The 18,313-nt window shown below is 68.6% G+C and carries 18 protein-coding genes; 11 read left to right on the plus strand and 7 right to left on the minus strand.

Translation table 11 applies throughout. The features are described from left to right. Positions 1 to 79: 79 nt before the first annotated feature. Positions 80 to 781 (plus strand): hypothetical protein, encoded by a 702-nt coding sequence (locus tag NWF22_RS12370; RefSeq protein ID WP_160901972.1) that lies wholly within the window; start codon positions 80 to 82, stop codon positions 779 to 781. On the opposite strand, the gene pgfA is transcribed toward NWF22_RS12370, so the two are convergent. From pgfA to NWF22_RS12405, 7 genes are all read right to left on the minus strand, one after another. After that, positions 667 to 2,133, minus strand: coding sequence for a cell envelope lipid trafficking protein PgfA (gene pgfA, locus NWF22_RS12375; RefSeq protein WP_160901973.1), 1,467 nt, complete (start codon positions 2,131 to 2,133; stop codon positions 667 to 669). The two genes, NWF22_RS12370 and pgfA, sit on opposite strands and share 115 nt — an antisense overlap. A gap of 85 nt (positions 2,134 to 2,218) precedes the next feature. Then, the gene (locus NWF22_RS12380; RefSeq protein ID WP_160901974.1) at positions 2,219 to 3,619 is read right to left on the minus strand and encodes an ABC1 kinase family protein; all 1,401 of its coding nucleotides are present in this window, start codon (positions 3,617 to 3,619) and stop codon (positions 2,219 to 2,221) included. Positions 3,620 to 3,666: 47 nt separating this feature from the next. Further along, positions 3,667 to 4,527: a metal ABC transporter permease gene (locus tag NWF22_RS12385; RefSeq protein ID WP_160901975.1), complete on the minus strand. Its 861-nt coding sequence runs from the start codon at positions 4,525 to 4,527 to the stop codon at positions 3,667 to 3,669. Then, on the minus strand, positions 4,524 to 5,315 hold the full coding sequence (locus tag NWF22_RS12390) for a metal ABC transporter ATP-binding protein (RefSeq protein WP_160901976.1): 792 nt from the start codon (positions 5,313 to 5,315) through the stop codon (positions 4,524 to 4,526). The genes NWF22_RS12385 and NWF22_RS12390 overlap by 4 nt, the downstream gene beginning before the upstream one ends. Then, positions 5,302 to 6,246, minus strand: a complete 945-nt coding sequence (locus NWF22_RS12395) for a metal ABC transporter substrate-binding protein (protein WP_160901977.1) — start codon at positions 6,244 to 6,246, stop codon at positions 5,302 to 5,304. The genes NWF22_RS12390 and NWF22_RS12395 overlap by 14 nt, the downstream gene beginning before the upstream one ends. Positions 6,247 to 6,330: 84 nt before the next feature. Continuing rightward, positions 6,331 to 6,696: an ArsR/SmtB family transcription factor gene (locus tag NWF22_RS12400; RefSeq protein ID WP_160901978.1), complete on the minus strand. Its 366-nt coding sequence runs from the start codon at positions 6,694 to 6,696 to the stop codon at positions 6,331 to 6,333. 41 nt (positions 6,697 to 6,737) lie between these two features. Continuing rightward, the gene (locus NWF22_RS12405) at positions 6,738 to 8,000 is read right to left on the minus strand and encodes an MFS transporter (RefSeq protein ID WP_258321129.1); all 1,263 of its coding nucleotides are present in this window, start codon (positions 7,998 to 8,000) and stop codon (positions 6,738 to 6,740) included. Between the two features lie 184 nt (positions 8,001 to 8,184). Between NWF22_RS12405 and NWF22_RS12410 the strand changes: the two genes are divergently transcribed. The 10 genes from NWF22_RS12410 to NWF22_RS12455 all read left to right on the plus strand — a co-directional run bounded on the left by NWF22_RS12410 (position 8,185) and on the right by NWF22_RS12455 (position 18,305). Continuing rightward, positions 8,185 to 9,228, plus strand: a complete 1,044-nt coding sequence (locus tag NWF22_RS12410; RefSeq protein WP_160901980.1) for an NAD(P)-dependent alcohol dehydrogenase — start codon at positions 8,185 to 8,187, stop codon at positions 9,226 to 9,228. A gap of 20 nt (positions 9,229 to 9,248) precedes the next feature. Continuing rightward, positions 9,249 to 10,043 carry an alpha/beta fold hydrolase gene (locus NWF22_RS12415; RefSeq protein WP_160901981.1) on the plus strand — a complete coding sequence of 265 codons (795 nt, stop codon included), beginning with the start codon at positions 9,249 to 9,251 and terminating at the stop codon, positions 10,041 to 10,043. Between the two features lie 227 nt (positions 10,044 to 10,270). After that, positions 10,271 to 10,594 (plus strand): NADH-quinone oxidoreductase subunit A, encoded by a 324-nt coding sequence (locus tag NWF22_RS12420; protein ID WP_202398468.1) that lies wholly within the window; start codon positions 10,271 to 10,273, stop codon positions 10,592 to 10,594. Beyond that, complete coding sequence (locus NWF22_RS12425; protein ID WP_233751053.1) at positions 10,585 to 11,760, plus strand: hypothetical protein; 1,176 nt, start codon at positions 10,585 to 10,587, stop codon at positions 11,758 to 11,760. The genes NWF22_RS12420 and NWF22_RS12425 overlap by 10 nt, the downstream gene beginning before the upstream one ends. Then, positions 11,753 to 12,688 carry a complex I subunit 1 family protein gene (locus tag NWF22_RS12430; protein WP_160901982.1) on the plus strand — a complete coding sequence of 312 codons (936 nt, stop codon included), beginning with the start codon at positions 11,753 to 11,755 and terminating at the stop codon, positions 12,686 to 12,688. Before NWF22_RS12425 ends, NWF22_RS12430 begins: the two co-directional genes overlap by 8 nt. A 2-nt stretch (positions 12,689 to 12,690) precedes the next feature. Next, entirely contained in the window at positions 12,691 to 13,251 is a 561-nt protein-coding gene (locus tag NWF22_RS12435) for an NADH-quinone oxidoreductase subunit J family protein (RefSeq protein WP_160901983.1), read from the plus strand. Beyond that, complete coding sequence (locus NWF22_RS12440; protein WP_160901984.1) at positions 13,248 to 13,550, plus strand: NADH-quinone oxidoreductase subunit NuoK; 303 nt, start codon at positions 13,248 to 13,250, stop codon at positions 13,548 to 13,550. Before NWF22_RS12435 ends, NWF22_RS12440 begins: the two co-directional genes overlap by 4 nt. Before the next feature lie 7 nt (positions 13,551 to 13,557). After that, on the plus strand, positions 13,558 to 15,387 hold the full coding sequence (locus tag NWF22_RS12445) for a proton-conducting transporter transmembrane domain-containing protein (RefSeq protein WP_160901985.1): 1,830 nt from the start codon (positions 13,558 to 13,560) through the stop codon (positions 15,385 to 15,387). A gap of 17 nt (positions 15,388 to 15,404) precedes the next feature. Beyond that, a complete protein-coding gene (locus NWF22_RS12450) occupies positions 15,405 to 16,895 on the plus strand; it encodes a complex I subunit 4 family protein (RefSeq protein WP_160902199.1) in 1,491 nt (496 codons plus the stop codon). A gap of 3 nt (positions 16,896 to 16,898) precedes the next feature. Continuing rightward, positions 16,899 to 18,305, plus strand: a complete 1,407-nt coding sequence (locus NWF22_RS12455) for an NADH-quinone oxidoreductase subunit N (RefSeq protein WP_233751054.1) — start codon at positions 16,899 to 16,901, stop codon at positions 18,303 to 18,305. The last annotated feature ends 8 nt before the right edge of the window (positions 18,306 to 18,313 follow it).

Below are 18,313 nucleotides of genomic sequence, written 5' to 3' on the forward strand. Positions count from 1 at the left end.
CCTCTGTTCGACGAAACCACCTTGGTTCTTGGTTCCAAACCAAGGTGGTTTCGTCGTTTCGGGGTGTCTGTGTCGAGGGGTGTGGGGTGGACTCGCCATCTGCTTCCCCGACGGCCCGCTGCTCGCGCCAGTAGAAATCGACCCGGGCGATCCATCGTCCGCAGGAGTCGTACAGGTCGACCTGCAGTTCGGGCATCGGGAGCCCGCGGTCGGTCAACTCGATTCGGCTCCGAGATTCCAGTACGGACTCGGACAGTCCATGGTGCAGAGCCCGGCGTGCAGCGCGGCATCGCCGACGGCGATCGCCGGGATACGACTCGAACCCCGGGCGACGTCGATCACGGTGCGCGCCGGACAGGTCACGAGAACCCCGTCGACCGTGGTCGTCGCTGCCGGTCGGGTGTCGGTCACCAGGCGGATGCCACCGCTCGAACGCGAACCGGGTGATCGCGACCTCGCGATGACGCTGCTCGCGGGTTCCATCGAGGAACTGCGGCGAGATCAGCAGGCCGCGTGCGAGAGACTCGAGGTGGCCCGCACGTTGCGCCAGGCGGAGGCCCGAACGGCTCCGCTCGGATCGAGCTCGACGCAGCCACCCCGAAACGCCAACATCACCTTGCATCCGAAGCAAGGCGACGTTGGCGAATCGGGGTGGCTGTCGGCGGCCTACTCCGACGGTGGCCGGCGGTACCGCTGGGTCTCGTCGGCGGAGGGCTCGGAGGTGGTCTCGGTCTCCGACTCCGGCGCGGTCTCGACGCGCGGGATCTGCTCCGTCGGCTGATCCCACGGGTCGGCAGCGTGTGCGCCGCCGACGCGCCTATCGGCAGCACCGGCACCCGCAACACCCGCAGCACCGGCGGCTCCCGCAGCACCCGCAACACCACCGCCGCCGGCCGCGTCATCGGCCGGCGCGGTCGGCGACTGCTCAACCCGCGACTCGCCGAGCCGCGACGTGGTCTCCGCGTCGTCGGTGGGCGGGGTGGTGTCATCGTCGTCGCTACGGCGTCCGCGCCAGAACAGCAGCGCCCACACACCCAGCAGCACCACGCCGACGATGCCCAGGATCAGCGGCAACCAGAAGTTGCCCAGCCGCAGCTGGCCCATGTAGTCGTCGGCCCGGGCGGCCTGATTGGACACGGTCTCGTCGGTCCACTTGAAGCGACCCTTCAGCACGTCCATCTGGAAATCGCGGATCGGCGCCGGCGTGTCCTCACTCTGATCGGGTGATCGGAAGTACTGGTGTTGGTCTTCCATCCCGTCGATGATGGTGCCGGTCTCGGGCTCGACCCACACGCTGCGGGTGGCCGTCGCATACCGGTGCATGGTGACCGAGTCCTCCGGCTCGACACCGGGACCCGAGATACCCCACCAACTCGCCGGCATGGTCAGGATGGTGCCCAGCGCCGCCTGTCCCTGCGCGTTCGGCAGACTCGACACGTCGGTCTCGGGCACCTCGCCGCTGAATTCGTAGACGGTGACCCCGTCGATGGTCGTCTCCCCGACGAACTCCACCGGGATGTCCTGGCGGGTGTTGGTGTCGTAGTACAAGTACGAGCGCTTCTGCACGTCGAACCCGAACTTGTACTGGAACCCCTGGCGATCGGGCAGCTCGACGGAAACATCCTGCGGATTGACGCCTTCGGGCGCCGCCTCGAGTTGCAGCGAACTGACTGTGCCGTTGGGCACCGACGTCGTGCGGTTCACCGACACCCGGTCGATGTTCGCGGTCAGCAGTCCGTCATCGCATTCGCGCGCCGCGTCCGCTGCCGCCATGGTGGGTTCGGTCTCGTCGCCGTCGGCGTTGCGGAGGCGGTCGATCTGCACGGTCTGCGCGGACTGCAGAGTCGCCTGGCGTCGATCGGACGGCTCGATGATCACCGACCGCCGCTGCTGACTGAGGTGAGCGTCGTCGACCTGGGCGCGGGGTTCACTGACCGAACAGCGGTCGAAGACCCGCGCGGGGAATCGCTCGCCGGTCGAACCGTCCTCGGCGACGGTGGTCGCCTCCGACGTGATGTCGAGGTCGAGGGGCACCACTCGTAGCTGCGGCACCAGGAACAGCGGTATGGCGATGGCGGCGGCTATACACGCGGCGCCGAGGAACGCCGGCAGCGCCAGCCAAAGTCGTCTCATTCTCCACTCCCAAAACCACCGGGCCCGCCACACAGCAGGACTCAACATCCCACCCTATCGGCGCGCAGTCGGCAACCGTCGGAGGTCAGCCGGATACGGCCCGATCGTCGCGGCGATCCCGCTCGGCCTCTTTCAGGATCCCGGCCATGTACCCGTAGATCTCTTTGTCGGCCATCGCCTTCCAGCGTGGAGCCAGGAGCTTCATGTACTTCTCGACATAGAGCAGCTGCTTGCCCACCAAGACCAGCTCTCGGGGCAGCCGGGCGTCATGCGCCTTCGCGACGGCGGCCAGCTGCCGGCCCAGGTCGGTGTAGGACATCGACCCGAGGTCGGTGGCGCCCAACGGCAACGCGACCTTTTTGATGTCCTCGGCGCCCTGGGCCGTCGAGCCGGGTTTGTGGACGGCACCGAGCAGGAAGATCGCCCGGCCGGCCGCCTCGTAGTCGCCACGCACGATGAGGTCCACGACGAGTTGTCGCAGGATGCGTCGGGTGCGTTTGGAGAATCTGCCGACGATGCCGAAGTCGAGCAGCACCAGTGTGCCCTCGGCGTCGACCAGGACATTGCCGGCGTGCAGGTCGCCGTGGAACAGGCCGCCGCGGAATGCCGACTCCAACAGCGACAGCAGCAGGTTGCGGCACAACGCCACCCCGTCGTGGCCGGCGGCGCGCACGGCATCGGCGTCGTCGATGCGGATGGCGTAGACGCGTTCCATGGTCAGCACCCGGGAGGTGGTGTAGTCGTCATACACCTCGGGCACCCGCACTCGACTGCCGAACGGCCCGTCGCGCAGGCACTCATACCATTCGCGCATCGTGGTGGCCTCGTTGCGGAAGTCGAGTTCGTCGTCGAGGCCGTCGGCGAAGTCCTCGACGACGTGCCGGGCGCTGAGCATGCGACCGTACTCCGAGATCTCGGCGAGACCGGCGAACCGCTCGAGCAGGGCGATGTCGGGTGCGAGGCGATCGGTGATGCCGGGGCGTTGGATCTTCACCACCACCTCCTCCCCGGAGTACAGGGTGGCGGTGTGTACCTGGGCGATCGACGCCGACGCGATCGGGTCGACGTCGAAGGTCGCGAAGACGTCCTCTGGTGCGCGCCCGAGTTCGGCGATGAACAGTGCCCGGATTTCGGCCGGATCGGCCGGCGGTACCCGGTCGAGCAGCGACTCGAATTCGGTGGCGAGGGTCTCGGTGAACACACCCGGGCTCGATGCGATCAGTTGCCCCAGCTTCACATAGGTCGGGCCGAGATGTTCGAAGGTGGTGCGGATCTCATGGGCGACCAGGGCGGGGGCCGGCGTTCTGCCGTGGATGAAGCCCTGCGCGGTGTGGAACACGAAACGCCCGACTCCCGCCGCGGCGTGTGCGGTGGCCGCGCCGAACCGGGTGAGCTCGGTCAGCGGCGACACCGTGGGCAGCTGCGCGCGGAGGGCGGGCCCGGGGGCATTGCGGCCGTCGTCAGCGGAATTCTGCGTTGTCACCATCGGCAAGTGTAACGATCGGGACCTGCGGATCCCAGGTGACGAGCCGATCAGACTGCCGCGAGTGCTGTGCGACGTCGTTCGTACCAGCTGGTGAGGAGGCCGTTGCGGGGAGCGAACAGGTAGATCAGGGTGAACATCACACCCTGGGTGACCACCACCATGCCGCCGGGTGAGACGTCGGCGCCGTAGCTGACGTAGATGCCCACCACGGTTGCCCCGACGGCCAGCGTCGGTGCCAGCACCAGCATGTGTCCGAACTTGTCGGTGAGCAGGTGCGCGGCTGCGCCGGGGATGATCAGCATCGCCACGACCAGGATGACGCCGACGATCTGCAGGGCCACCACGCAGGTCAGTGCCAGCAGGCCGAGTAGCAGAGCGCCGAGCCGGCGGCGCGACAACCCGATCGCGTGTGCATGCACCGGGTCGAAGGCGAACAGGGTCAGGTCGCGGCGTTTGGCCACCAGCACGGCGGTGACCGCCGCACCGAGGATCACCAGTTGCCAGAGGGCCGAGCCGCTGACCCCCAGCACGTTGCCGAACAGGATGTGTCCGAGGTCGGTCTGGCTCGGGGTGGCCGACACCAGCACGAGGCCGAGGGCGAACAGAGTGGTGAACACGATGCCGATCGCCGCGTCCTCTTTGACGCGGCTGGTGTCGCGGATCGTGCCGATGAGTGCGACGGCGAGGAACCCGAAGATCACCGCGCCGATCGCGAACGGCACCCCGACGATGTAGGACAGCACCACACCGGGCAACACCGCGTGCGAGACGGCATCGCCCATCAATGACCAGCCGATCAGCACGATCCAGCAGCTGATCAGAGCGCACACCGCCGCCGCGACGGCGCTGGCGAAGAAGGCGTCGCGCATGAACGACAGGGTCCAGGGTTCGACGAGGAACTCGATCATCGGCCGACCTCCGCGTCGGTTCGGGTGGGGTGGTCGCGGCGTTCGGTGACGTCGACACCGAAGGCCAGGGCCAGGTTTTCCGGTCGCAAGGCCTCCTCCGGGGTGCCGTGCACCAGGACGCGCTGCATCAACAGGACCGCTTCGTCGGCGAAGGAGGGGAGGGTGGACAGGTCGTGGGTGGAGATCAACACGGTGCGACCGGCGGCGGCGAGGTCGGTCAGCAGGTCGATGATGGTTGCTTCCGAACGTTTGTCGACCCCGGCGAACGGTTCGTCGAGCAGCAGGATCTCCGCGCCCTGGGCGATGCCGCGGGCGACGAATGCTCGTTTGCGTTGGCCACCGGACAGGCGCCCGATCTGTCGGTCGGCCAGCTCGGTGAGACCGACCTGTGCGAGTGCGTCGTCAACCGCCGAATTGTCACGAGCGGTGATGCGGCGGAACAGGTTCTGCCGCCCGTAGCGACCGGTCATCGCCACCTCGCGGACCGAGATGGGGAACTGCCAGTCGACGTCCTCGGCCTGCGGGACGTAGGAGAGGAGACCGCGCGAGCGGGCATGGGCGGTGTCGTGACCGGCGATCGTCACCCGCCCGGCGGTGGGCCGTACTAACCCCATGATCGACTTGAACAGGGTGGATTTGCCCGATCCATTCATGCCGATCAGTCCGCAGATGCGGCCGGGCCGGATCGTCATGGACACGTCGTCGAGGGCTGTCACCGGTCCGTATCGGACCGTCAGGCCGGACACGTCGAGTGCGGGAACCTGGTGGGGGGTATCAGGGTTCGACATGGTCGGCGTCCTTCCCGGTGAGTCCGGCGACGATGGTGGAGATGTCGTGGCGAAGCAGGTCGAGGTAGGTGGGTACCGGCCCGTCGGCCTCGGACAGGGAGTCGACGTACAGGGTCCCGCCGTAGCGTGCGCCGGTGTCGCCCTGCACCTGCCGCATCGGGGCGTCGTTGACGGTGGATTCGCAGAACACCGCCGGAACCGCGCGGTCGCGGACGAAATCGACCGTTCGGCGCATCTGCTGGGGTGTGGCCTCCTGTTCGGAGTTCACCGGCCAGATGTAGTGCTCGGTCAGCCCGGTGTCGCGGGCGAGATAGCTGAACGCACCTTCGCAGGACACCAGCGCGCGCTCATTGGCGGGCAGGGTGGCGACCGCATCGATCAGCCGCTGCTGCTCGGCGTCGAGTTGCCGCCCGTACTGCACTGCGTTGCGGCGGTAGTCGTCGGCATGGTCGGGATCGACCCGCGCGAGGCCGGCGGCGATGTTGTCGGCGTAGACCTTCGCCGCGATCGGGGACATCCAGGCATGCGGATTGGGTCGGTCGACATCGGAAGCGGTGGCGCCCGGGATGTCGCTGATGTGCATCGGGTCGATGCCGTCGCTGGCGACGATGCGCGGAACGTCGATGTCGGTGAGGAAACGTTCGAACCAGTCGTCGAGGTGCAGACCGTTGACCACCACCAGCGAGGCGTCCATCGCCTTGTGCAGGTCGCCCGGGGTGGGTTCGTATCCGTGGATCTCCGCGCCGAACTTGGTCAACGACACGGCCTCGGCGTGCGGCCCGGCGACATTGCCGGCGATGTCGGCGAGCACGGTGAAGGTCGTCAGCACCTTCGGGCGATCACGGTCCACACCCGCGGTGCTGCACGCCCCCAAGGTGGCGGCAAGCAGGACGACGGCAGTGATGAGCGCGCCGCGTCGGACCGGTGACATGCGCTCACGATAGTTTCGGGTAACCGAACTTGCAAGTTAGATGATCCTGATATGTTCCGCCGGGAAGCCGGGCGGTAGGCCGGCTCACGAATGCGTGGGCTCGCCGGTCACCTGATGATCGGCAAAGTTGAGGGCCTCGGCGATCAGCCGACGCAGATGGCCGTCGCGGATTCGGTAGATGACGCGGCGGCCTTCCTTGCGCGTGTCCACCAGCCCGGTGAATCGCAGTTTCGCCAGGTGCTGGCTGACCGCCGTCCGCGACGCACCGGTCGCCTCGGTCAATGAACTGACGTCGGCCTCGCCGTCGGCGAGCAGGGACACGAGATGTAGTCGGGTGGGTTCGGCGAGCATGGCGAACACCGAGGTCGCCGCGGCGAGGAGAGCGGGGTCGGGCTCGACGGGGTGGTGCAGGCTGCGGGTGTCGCGTGACATCGCCGTCTCGTCGGTCATCGGCCGGAACCTCCTCGCGAGATCGGCGCCGCTCGAGGATCTCAGCCGCTCAGCGCCTCGGTTGTCATCGTAGGCGACCGGTGCGCGCGAATCCGCTCGGCGGACGCCGTCCAGGTGCGCCGGGCGAGAACGCCGGCACCCGCCGCCATCGAAGCCATGAGCAGCGGCATCGCCCACGGACCGACGAGTCCAGGTCCCCAGCCCGCCACCGGATAGGTGACCAGGAACGCGGCGTGGGAGGCCGAGAACTGTGCGGTGAAGACCGCGTCGCGGTCGTCGTCGTGGGTGTGATCGCGCAGCAGTTGCGTGGATGCCGTGGTGATCAGCGAGGTGCCGGCGCCGAGTGCGAACCAGAGGACGAGGAGGGCGGCCAGGGTCGGTCGGGTCGCCGACATCGTGGCGACGCCGAGGAGGGCGACCGCGCAGAGCGCAGCGCCGTGCCCGACGAGGCGGCCCGCGCCGAAGACCGTGAGAAGCCGGGGGAGCGCGGCCGCCGCCAGGATCGACCCGGCGCCGAAGGTCCCGAGTGCGATGGCGAGGACGGAGTCGCCGAGACCGAGGGTTGCGCGGACATAGACCACCGATCCCACCACCACGACCGCGGTGGCCGCCGCGGAGGCCACGTTTGCCCACAGAATGCCACGGAAGACCGGCCGTGCCAGCATGATCCGCAACCCCGCCGTCGTCGTGTCCCAGAGATCGCCGACCGAGGAGACCGCAGCCGTCCGAGTACCGGTACTGCGCAGACCCGATGTGATCACCAGCGTTGCCGATGCCGCGAACCCGACCGCGGTCCCCGCGAACAGGTATGAGTAACCCATCACGCCCAGCAGGGCCGCCGCGACCATCGGGCTGACCACGGACTCGAGGTCGTAGGCGACCCGCGACGCGGACACCGCGCGGGTGTAGGTGTCGCGCTCGGTCACGACCGTCGGGATCACCGCCTGGAAGGTGGGTGTGAACGTCGCCGAGGCCGACTGCAGGGCGAAGACCAGCAGGTAGACCTGCCACACCTCGCCGACCCACGGCAGCGCGGCCGCCATCAGCACGCGCACGATGTCGGCGCCCACCAACACCGAACGCGCCGACCAGCGGGCACACACCGCACGCATGATCGGCGCCATCACCACATAGGCGACCATCTTGATCGCCAGCGCGGTACCGAGCACCGCCCCGGCATCGGCGCCGGCCAGATCGAACGCCAGCAAGCCCAAGGCCACGGTCATCAACCCGGTGCCGAGTAGGGAGACGACCTGGGCGGCGAACAACCGGCGGAACACCCGGATACCGAACAACGTGGCCACGACCAGATAGTAGTCCATAAGTGCGCATATGCGCACATAAATATTCCGCGATGTGATGAACTCGCTCGTCGGCACACCCGGCGCTTGTTCTGCGGAACACTGGATCGAGTGCGGGAAGGCCCGCAACGGGGTCGGCGACCTGGATCGCCACCCGCGAACCTCACGTCGAGCCGAGGGAGTGTGCATGCCCACCACCGTCAACGCTTACATCGCGACCGCCGCCGACCAACCACTCGAGGCCGCCACCATCGAACGTCGTGACCCGAAACCGCACGATGTGGTCATCGACATCGCCTACGCCGGCATCTGTCATTCCGACATCCACACCGCGCGCGGCGAGTGGGGGCGGACGGCCTTCCCGGTCGTTCCGGGCCACGAGATCGCCGGTGTCGTCTCGGCCGTCGGGTCCGAGGTGACCCGCTACTCGGTGGGTGACCGGGTCGGTGTGGGCTGCTTCGTCGACTCCTGTCGCGAATGTGGACCGTGCCGGCAGGGTGAGGAGCAGTATTGCGAGCGTGGCATGACCGGGACCTACAACGCGGTCGACCGATACGGCGCTCCCACCCACGGCGGCTACAGCACAGCCATCGTGGTCGACGAGAACTACGTCTGTGGCATCCCGGAGGGCATCGGCCTCGACGAGGCGGCGCCGCTACTGTGCGCAGGGATCACCCTGTTCTCCCCGCTGCGGCACTGGAACGCCGGCCCGGGCAAGAAGGTCGCGATCGTCGGCCTCGGCGGGCTGGGGCACATGGGCGTCAAGATCGCGCACGCGATGGGCGCCGAGGTGACCGTTCTGTCGCAATCGCTCAAGAAGATGGAAGACGGGCTGCGGCTGGGCGCCGACCACTACTACGCCACCGGCGACCCGGACACCTTCCGCACACTGCGCAACGAATTCGACCTGATCATCAACACGGTGTCGGCCAACCTGCCGATTCACAAGTACCTGGGCATGCTCGCCATCAACGGCACGTTGGTGGAACTCGGCCTGCCCGAGCATCCGATCGAGGTCCCGGCCTTCGCGGTCGCTGCCAATCGCCGCAGTTTCGCCGGGTCGATGATCGGCGGCATCGCGGAAACCCAAGAGATGCTGGACTTCTGTGCCGAACACGGCATCGGTTCCGAGATCGAGGTCATCGGTGCCGACAAGATCAACGAGGCCTACGACCGCGTCGTCGCCAGCGATGTGCGGTACCGCTTCGTCATCGACACGGCGACCCTCTGACTCGATTCGCCGAGGATCTCATGACCCCGCCCTTTCGATACGCCGACCTCCGGGGTGCGCGACTCGCCTGGAATCAGACGGGTCGCGGCCCGGCGGCGGTCTGGGCGCACGGGATGAGTACGAATTCGTACGGCCAGGAGTCGTCCGGCCAATTCGATTGGCGCGCGGTGAGTTCGGCCCATCGACTGATTCGCTATGACGCCCGCGGACACGGCCGGTCGAGTGGCGGGCGCACCGCCGTCGAGTACACCTGGCCGGAACTGGCGCAGGATCTGCTCGCACTCCTCGATGTGACCGCACCCGGCGAACGAGTGCATGCCATCGGCGCCTCCATGGGAACGGCGACGATCCTCTGCGCCGCACTCGCTGCGCCGGGCGGGTTCGACCGGCTCGTCCTCACCACACCGCCGACCATCTGGCAGACGCGGCGCGCGATGGCAGCACTGCGCGAATCCGACGCAGCCGAGATCGAACGCGACGGCCTCGCCGCGTATCTGCGTGCGGCGCCTGACGTCCCGGCATCTCCCGCGCTGGCCGAGGCGAAACGACATGTCGGTCCGATCGCGGTGCCGTCGTCGATCTATCCGTGGGTGCTGCGGGGTTCGGCCATCACCGACCTCCCGCCGGCTGATGACCTCGGCATGCTTGACCGGCCCACGATGATCTTGTCCTGGACAGGCGACCCGGCCCACCCCGTCAGCAGCGGTGAACTCCTCGCCGAAGCGCTGCCGAATGCCGAACTGCAGGTCGCCGCCACACCCGCCGAACTGCGTTCCTGGCCTGCCGCGGTCGCGGATTTTCTCGCCTCGGCATGACCTGACCCGAAGCGGACACCCATCACCTGAACTGGGCACAGGATGTATCGGCAGATCATGCTGGTGGACTCGAGCCCCGTTGACTTATACCCCATAGGGGTATAAACAGAATGGGCGGTGTTTGAGGCGGACCTCATCGGGCAATTCGCCTGAAGCGCAGTTGCGGGATGTGATCGTGCGGAACGGCAGCCGTGAGGAGGTGCGTCATCTACGCCGGGGTGGGAGCAATGCTCATGGTGGCCGCCGCCGTCATCGTTGCGGTCCTTGCGCTGCACCGTCTCACGGCCGTCGCACCGACGAGGCTCACCGTCCTGCCGTTCGAATCCGGTTGGCCGCCCACCGAACACTCCCTGTCCAGGTATCACGCGCGTTGGTATCCGGCGACGTTGCTGTTTCTGGCATTCGATGTCGAGATGTTGTTCATGTATCCGTGGGCGGTGGTGGTCGCCGAACTCGGGACGTCGGCCGTCATCGAGATGTTCGTCTTCCTCGGCGCGCTCTTCGTGGTGGTCGCCTGGGCGTGGCGAGAAGGTGTGCTGCGATGGGCCTGAGGACTCTTGTGGCCCGTGTGGCGGCCCGCCGCGTCCACGTGCTCGTCGTCGGGGTGCCGGGCCGTCGCAGCCTCGAGACCGCCGTTGACAGAACCATTCGCGAGCGCGGGTGGGTGGTCGCGGATGCACCGGCCGACGCGGATGTCCTCGCTGTCTGTGGCTCGCCGGGCCCGCAGCTCGCCGAGGCGATCGACCGCGTCTGGGAACAACTTCCGGGCCCGCGCGTCCGTGTCACGATCGACGACCGCCGCCAGATCGACACCGCCTTGGACAATGCCGCCGTGGAACTGATGGATTCCGACCGGCACCGCGACGACGCCCATCGACGAAATGATCACCCAGGCGGCGAGGGCGACGCTTCCGGGCATGACCACGCGGACCACGATGAGGACGCGCAGATGGATCACGGGTCGATGGCGCCGGCGGGCATCCCGCTCGCCGAGGGCGCCGACGACCGCGACGGCCTCGAGATGGACGTCGCGCACCTGCCGTTGGGGCCGATCCTGAACAACTGGCCGGCCGGTGTCGTCGTTCGCTGCACGTTGCACGGCGATGTGGTGGTCGACTCGCACGTGGAGGTGCTCGACTCCGACGCCCTGCCTGCGGCCGAGGCCGACGCGACTCCCGAACTGGTGCACCACTGTTCGGTCATCATCGACGTGCTGGCACTCGCCGGCGCGGAAACCGCAGAGCGACAGGCCCGTGCCGTGCGTGACCACCTTCTCGACAGCGCGCATGACCGCGCCCGCACGGAACTCGCGGCGCTACGCCGCACGATTCGGCGTTCACCGATCCTGCGATGGTCGCTGCGTGATCTCGGAGTGCTGGAGCATGATCGAGCCCAGACACTCGGAGTTGCCGATCACCGCCCGGCGTTGACCGGCGACACCTATGACCGGATGCTTGCGCGGCTCGAAGCCATCGGAGGAGACACCGGGGGAGTTGATCCGGAGGGGCGGCCCTTCCGTACGCCCCCGCGCCGGCGCTCCCGGGCTTCGCAGGGATCGATGCCGGAGTTGCTACCCGAACTGATCGACGGCCTCGACCTCGCCGCCACTCGGTTGGTCATCGCCGGTCTCGGAATCGACGCCGTCGCCGCTCCTGTCGACAGCGAGGGCCGGGGACACCAGGATCGCCCGTCGCACCGGGGACATCACCATGGATGACTCGACGATCACGACCGTGCCCGCCATCTGGGCGCTGGCCGGCGCCGCGATCTTGGGAGCGTTCGCACTCTACGGCGCCACGCTCGACGGGATGCTGTCGGCGCCACGCGGTGCGCGCCGCGGTGCAGCTTCCATCCCGGTGCGTGAGACTGCTCGTCTGCTGCGGCAACCCCGCCGGACCACTGTTGCCGCCGACCGGTTGCTCTGGCGTGCAGGTGCTTACGGCATGCTCGTCGCTGCGCTGCTCATGATCACGGTGGTCCCGTTGGGTTCGTGGACGCTGTTCGATCTCGACGTGGGCATCGTGTGGTTCAACGCGATGGATGTGATGATCTGGGCGCTGGTGTGGCTGACCGGGTGGGGCGCCAACGCGACCTACGGTCTGGTGGGTGGCTATCGGTTCCTCGCACATGGCCTGGGCTACGAGTTGCCGCTGATGTTCGCGCTGGTTGCGCCCGCGATCGCCGCCGAGAGTCTGCGGGTCACCGATGTCGCAGCCGCCCAACAGGGTCTCTGGTACGTCGTGTGGATGCCGGTGGCGTTTCTCGTCTACTGCCTTGCCGTGTCCGCATTCTCGGTGTGGGGACCGTTCGCTGCCGCCGTCGGACGTGACCTCGCAGGCGGTGTGACCGCGGAACTCTCCGGGGCGGATCGACTGCTCTTCCAGGTCGGCCGCCTGGCGCTGCTCGCGGCCGGCGCGGCATTCGCCGTGCCGATGTTCCTCGGTGGCGGCGCCGGGCCGCTGTTGCCCGACTGGCTGTGGGTGCTGATGAAGACCGGTGTCGTCCTCACGGCGCTGGTGTGGCTGCGCCGCCGGATGCCGATCCTGCGGCCCGACAAGTTCATGGAGATCGGCTGGGTCATCCTGCTCCCGCTCGTCCTCGTCCAAGACCTCCTGGTCGCCGTCATCGCTGTCTGGAAGGGCTGATCATGGTTGTCGACATCGTGTTCTGGATCTGCGCGGTCCTCTCGGTGGCCGCCGGAGCCGCCGTCTTCTGGGTGGACTCGATGGCGCGGGCCACCTACGCCCTGGCCATCTCGTTCGTCGCCGTCGGCGTGGCCCTGCTGTTGTTGCAGCAGAACTACGTCGGCGTGGTGACGATCCTGATGATGATCATGGAGATGGCGGTGATGGCCGTCTACATGGTCATGTTCATGGGGATGAACCCGGCGCTCATGCCGATGAGCATGGTGCACGACAAACGGTGGGCGCTCGTGGCGTCGATCGGCACCTTTGTGCTCCTCGCCGCCGGAATCCTGTCGGTGGACTGGCCGAGCCGACGCGGCACGCCATCGGTCGACCTCACGCGCGCGCTCGGCGAGGAACTCATGGGGCCGAAGATGCTCGCGATGATCGTCATCAGTCCGGTGATGGTGGCGACCATGGTGGCCGGGATCGTACTGGCGGCCAAACGCACTCGCTATGACCGGTTCGGTGACGACCTCACCAGACCGGCTCGTGATCCGCAGCCGGGAGGGGTGGGTCGATGATCCTGCAGACCGTACTTATGGTGGCGGCCGCGCTGTTCTGCGTCGGTCTCTACGGTGCGCTGTCCCAACAGGTCGTCGTGATGGTGATGATGGGCCTCGAACTCATGATCAACGGCGTCATCCTGGCCGCCGGCGCGGTGTGGTGGTTCCTCGCCCCCGAGCCGTCCGGGCAGGTGCTGCTGCTCGTCATCATCGCCGCGATGACCGTGGAGATGGCAATGGGATTCGCGGTGGCCACCCTGCTGCACCGACAACGGCAGGCCGACATGACCGACATGGCCGACGAGCTCGCCGAGTGAGCCGCCGATGAACACCCTTGCCTCGGCCGCACTGTGGTCACTCATCGGGCTGCCCGCCCTCGCCGGCGCCGTCCTCACGCTCGCGCCGCGCGCCGACAGGTTCGCGGCCGCGATCGGCGTCGCGGTCACCGCAGTCGTGGCAGCGCTGGCGGTGGTGGTCGCGCTCGAACGCCCCACGGTCGCCACGCCGTTCCTTGCCGGCGCCGACTTCGCGCTGACCGTCGACGACCTGTCCACGCTGGTGATCGGAGTGGTGGCGGTCGTCGCGTTGCTGGTGGTCATCTTCGCCGCCGCCGACATCACCGAATCACCGGCCCGTTTCCACGGCCTGATGTTGCTGTTCGTCGCATCGGTGATGATCACCGCCAGCGCCGCGACGCTGCCGACGTTGCTGTTGGCGTGGGAGCTCATGGGCGCGATGTCGTATGCGCTCATCGGTTTTCACTGGCACCAGGCCGACACGATGCCGGCCGGGTTGGTCGCCTTCGTCACCACCCGCACGGCCGACCTCGGGCTGTACCTCGCGGCCGGCGCGGCACTCGCCGGGGGAGCGGGTCTGGCGTTGGCCGACCTGCCCGCGGCGAGTGACGGGTGGCGACATGTGATCGCCGCCGGCGTGCTGGTGGCCGCACTCGGCAAGGCCGCCCAGCTGCCGTTCTCGTTCTGGCTGTCACGGGCCATGGAGGGCCCCAGCCCGGTCAGCGCGCTGCTGCACTCGGCGGCCATGGTGGCGATGGGCGGCTACCTGTTGTTGCGGACGGCGCCGCTGCTCGACGTCACCGGCTGGGCCGGCCCGGCCGCCGCATGGATCGGCCTGCTGACCGCGGTAATTCTCGGCGTCGTCGCGACGGCCCAACGCGACCTCAAACAACTGCTCGCGGCCTCGACGTCGGCGCAGCTGGGCTTCGTGGTCGCCGCCGGCGGCCTCGGCGCGGTCGCCGGCGGCTCCGCACAGCTCGTCGCGCACGCGTTCACCAAGGCCGCGCTGTTCCTCGCCGCCGGTGCCTGGCTGGCGGCCCTGGGCACCAAGCAACTCGACCGCCTCGGTGGCGTCGCGGTGCGGTGGCGCGGCCTCGGCGTCGCGGCCGTCATTGCCGCGCTCGCACTCGCCGGTGTCGCGCCGCTGTCGCTGTGGGCCACCAAGGATTCGGTGCTCGCGGTGGCGCTGGAGCACTCGCCGTGGCTCTACGGTGTCGGGCTGCTGGCGTCGGTGTTGTCGGCGGTCTACGCCGGGAAGATCGTGGCGGTGGTGGCCCGACCGGGCATGCGGCGGGTATCGGCCTCGTTCGAGGGGGCGCCGCCGTCCGGTGCGGTCGCACCGGTGATCGTGCTCGCCGTCGGCGCGGCGGTCGCCGGACTGCTCGCCCTGCCACCGGCCGGCACCGCCCTGGCCGAGGCGCTCGACGACGGCTCGGTCGCCTCGTCCACGGCGATCGAACTGACCGTGTCGGGAGTGCTCGCCATCGCGGTCGTCGCCCTGGTCTGGTGGCGGGGCGTGCCCGAACCGCGATGGGCAGCACAGTGGTTGGGCATCGAACGCGGGGTGCGTGTCGCCGTCGTCGGGCCGACGCTGTGGCTGGCGCGCACCGTGGCACGCGCCGACCAGCGCCTCGACCGCGGTGTCGAAGTTGCCGTCACCAAAACCACCCGGCTCGCGGGGCTGGCCGCCCGCGTCGACACCGACGTCGTCGACGGCGCGGTGGAGGGCGCGGCCGGCGCGGCGGGGCGGCTCGGTGCCCTCGCCCGCCGCCCCCAGACCGGCCAACTGCACCAGTACTACCTGCAGATCGTGGCCGTCCTCGTCCTTGCCGTCGTCGTCCTCGTCTTCGTGAGGTGATCGTGCCCCATCAGATCCTGCTCAGCGTCATCGTCTTCCTGCCGGCGGCCGCAGCGCTGCTGCTCCTTGTGCCGGGGTGGGCGGCGTCGGCGATCCGATGGCTGTGGGTGGCGGTGACCGCCGTCGATCTCGCGCTCGTCGTGTGGGCCTGGCTGATCTACGACACCCCGGCCGACGGTGCACTCGCCCTCGAGGCCCAGGTCGACTGGATTCCGGGCGTGAACAGCAGCTATCACGTCGGCGTCGACGGCCTCTCGCTACCGCTGGTGGCGATGACGGCGGTGATCTTCCTGGCCTGCGCGATCTTTTCGATGCGGGGTGCCGATGACCGCCCACGGTCGCAGGTGGGGCTGTTCCTGTTCCTGCAGACCGTCAGTCTGGGCCTGTTCGTCGCCGCCGACCTCATTGTGTTCTTCGTCTTCTTCGACCTGTCGATCGTGGCGATGTACTTCGTCATCGCCGGCTGGGGCCACGGCGACGCCCGACGTTCGGCGTTGAAGTTCTTCCTGTACACCTTCGTCGGATCGCTGGTACTCCTGCTCGGGTTCATCGGGCTGTACGTGGCCGCCGATCCGCACACCTTCGACATGGTGGCACTCGCGGCCACACCGCCCTCGGTGGACGGCTCGGCCACCGGCGGCCTCATCCTGGCCGCGCTCCTGCTCGGCCTGGCCATCAAGACGCCGACGGTTCCGTTCCACACGTGGCTGCCACCCGCACACACCGACGCACCCGCCATCGGCTCGGCCGTACTCGCCGCCGTGCTGCTGAAGATGGGCACCTACGGTTTCGTCCGGGTGGCGATGCCGATGCTGCCGGGATCCTGGCGGGATTGGGCGCCGGTCATCATCGTGGTCGGCGTGGTGTCGGTGATTTACGGTGCGCTCGTCGCGCTCGCACAGACCGACCTCAAACGCATGATCGCGTACACGTCGGTCAATCACATGGGCTACATCATGGTCGCGGTGGGCGCCGCGGGAGTGGTGGCCGCCGATACCGCCGACGCCCGCTCGGTGGCGGTGACCGGTGCCCTCACCCAGATGGTGAGCCACGGACTGATCACCGGTGCGCTGTTCCTGCTGGCCGGAGTGTTCTTCGACCGCGCGGGCAGCTACGACCTCGACGGATATGGCGGCCTGGCGTCGTCGGCTCCGCGGTTGGCCACCCTGTTCTCGCTGGGTGCGTTCGCCTCGCTCGGGCTGCCCGCCTTCTCCGGGTTCATCGCCGAGTTCCAGATCTTCACCGGCAGCATCGCCGCGGTGCCGGCCACCGCCGTCGCCCTGATCGGCATCCTGATCGTCGCGGGCTTGTTCCTGTGGGCGCTGCAACGCATCTTCACCGGACCCGTCGCGGGCCGATCATCGGGATTCGCCGACCTGCGGATCTCCGAGATCGTGGCGGTGGGCGTGCTGATCGCGCTGTCGGTCGTCATCGGGCTTCTACCGCGACCCCTACTCGACGTCATCGAACCGGCCGCCACCGCCCTTGTCGGCCTGGTCGGGCGGTAGCCGATGGACGACATGATGCGTCCGCTGGCCATGCTGCCGGAGATCCTGCTCTTCGGCGGCGGACTGACCGTGTTGATCTGCGGATCGTTCCTGCCACGCACCCGGCAGTGGCGGACGCGACTTCTCGCGGCGGTGGTGCTGGTGAGCGCCATCGTGGTCGCCGCCGTCGCGTGGGCCGGCGGCGAGACCACGGCGTTCGAGGGCGCGTTCGCCGTCGACACCGCCACCGGTGTGGTGCGGATCGCCGCCGCCGTCGGGGCACTCGCCGTCCTGGCCCTCGCCGGCGGTGAGATCGCCGGATCGGACCGGGAGAGCGAGACCTACGCGCTGATCCTGTTCGCGACCGCGGGCACCCTCGTTGTCGCCGGCGCGCAGGATCTCCTGGTTCTCGCCCCTGGCTTCCTGCTGGCGAGCATCCCGGTGTACGGGCTGATCGGCTTGCGCCGCGACGGCGTGAGCGCGGAGGCGGCGATGAAGACCTACCTGCTCGGCGCGCTGTTCGGCATCGTCCTGCTCGCCGGCATCACCCTGCTGTACGGGGTCAGCGGGGTCACCGACTACACGGAACTGACTCGGCGGCTGCCCGACGCGCCGGATGCGGTGGTCGCCGCCGGGCTGCTCGGGGTCACCGCGGGTCTGCTGTTCAAGGCGGGCGGGTTGCCGGCCCATTTCTGGGTGCCCGACGCGGCGCAGGGTGCGAGCGCCACCGTCGCCACCTTCGTGACGACGGTGCCCAAGGTGGGTGCGCTGGTCGCGATCTACCGGCTGGCGCAGATCGTGCCCGACACGGTGGCGTGGCCGGCGGTGCTGGCCGTGTTCGCGGTCGCCGGCATGGTGCTGGCCACGCTGGCCGCCTACTGGCAGGACGACCCGCGGCGACTGCTCGGCTGGTCCACCGTCGCTCAGGTCGGGTTCCTGCTGGTGCCGGTCGTGGTGATCGCCGACAGCGAGTTGGCGCTGCCCGCGTTGCTGTTCTACCTGCTCGGCTACACCGTCACCAACGTCGCCGCGTTCGCGGTCTCGGCGGCGCGCCCCGACCTGCGTGAACTCGGTGTGTTTCGTGGTCTCGCGAGATCCTCACCGCTGCTCGCGGGGAGCCTGGTGGTGGCGTTGCTCGGTTTGGTCGGCACCCCACCGACCGCGGTGTTCGTCGCCAAACTCACCGTCGCGACCTCGGCCTGGGAGGGCGGCTGGGCGTGGCTCGCCGTGGCCGTCGTGATCGTCACGGTGCTCAGCCTGTTCTTCTACCTGCGCTGGCTGGCGCCGGTGTTCGGCCGCTCCACACCCGGGCAATCCGACGATGTGCCCCGCGCCGAACCGTGGGCGGCGGCGACGGCCGTCGCCGCCGCCGTGGCGTCGGTCGCCCTCGGCGTGCTGGCCGGGCCGGTCTGGCATGTGCTGACCGCCTGAGCCGGCGG

The organism is Gordonia mangrovi, from assembly GCF_024734075.1.
GTDB classification, from domain to species: Bacteria; Actinomycetota; Actinomycetes; order Mycobacteriales; family Mycobacteriaceae; genus Gordonia; species Gordonia mangrovi.

Bases quoted from the DNA above. Each gene is read 5' to 3' on its own strand.
- NWF22_RS12445 (WP_160901985.1), top strand. From the start codon at position 13,558: ATGAACACCCTTGCCTCGGCCGCACTGTGGTCACTCATCGGGCTGCCC.
- NWF22_RS12410 (WP_160901980.1), top strand. From the start codon at position 8,185: ATGCCCACCACCGTCAACGCTTACATCGCGACCGCCGCCGACCAACCA.
- NWF22_RS12415 (WP_160901981.1), top strand. From the start codon at position 9,249: ATGACCCCGCCCTTTCGATACGCCGACCTCCGGGGTGCGCGACTCGCC.
- NWF22_RS12430 (WP_160901982.1), top strand. From the start codon at position 11,753: ATGGATGACTCGACGATCACGACCGTGCCCGCCATCTGGGCGCTGGCC.
- NWF22_RS12455 (WP_233751054.1), top strand. From the start codon at position 16,899: ATGGACGACATGATGCGTCCGCTGGCCATGCTGCCGGAGATCCTGCTC.
- NWF22_RS12435 (WP_160901983.1), top strand. From the start codon at position 12,691: ATGGTTGTCGACATCGTGTTCTGGATCTGCGCGGTCCTCTCGGTGGCC.
- NWF22_RS12385 (WP_160901975.1), bottom strand. From the start codon at position 4,527: ATGATCGAGTTCCTCGTCGAACCCTGGACCCTGTCGTTCATGCGCGAC.
- NWF22_RS12400 (WP_160901978.1), bottom strand. From the start codon at position 6,696: ATGACCGACGAGACGGCGATGTCACGCGACACCCGCAGCCTGCACCAC.
- NWF22_RS12425 (WP_233751053.1), top strand. From the start codon at position 10,585: ATGGGCCTGAGGACTCTTGTGGCCCGTGTGGCGGCCCGCCGCGTCCAC.
- NWF22_RS12420 (WP_202398468.1), top strand. From the start codon at position 10,271: ATGCTCATGGTGGCCGCCGCCGTCATCGTTGCGGTCCTTGCGCTGCAC.
- NWF22_RS12390 (WP_160901976.1), bottom strand. From the start codon at position 5,315: ATGTCGAACCCTGATACCCCCCACCAGGTTCCCGCACTCGACGTGTCC.
- NWF22_RS12440 (WP_160901984.1), top strand. From the start codon at position 13,248: ATGATCCTGCAGACCGTACTTATGGTGGCGGCCGCGCTGTTCTGCGTC.
- NWF22_RS12380 (WP_160901974.1), bottom strand. From the start codon at position 3,619: ATGGTGACAACGCAGAATTCCGCTGACGACGGCCGCAATGCCCCCGGG.
- pgfA (WP_160901973.1), bottom strand. From the start codon at position 2,133: ATGAGACGACTTTGGCTGGCGCTGCCGGCGTTCCTCGGCGCCGCGTGT.
- NWF22_RS12395 (WP_160901977.1), bottom strand. From the start codon at position 6,246: ATGTCACCGGTCCGACGCGGCGCGCTCATCACTGCCGTCGTCCTGCTT.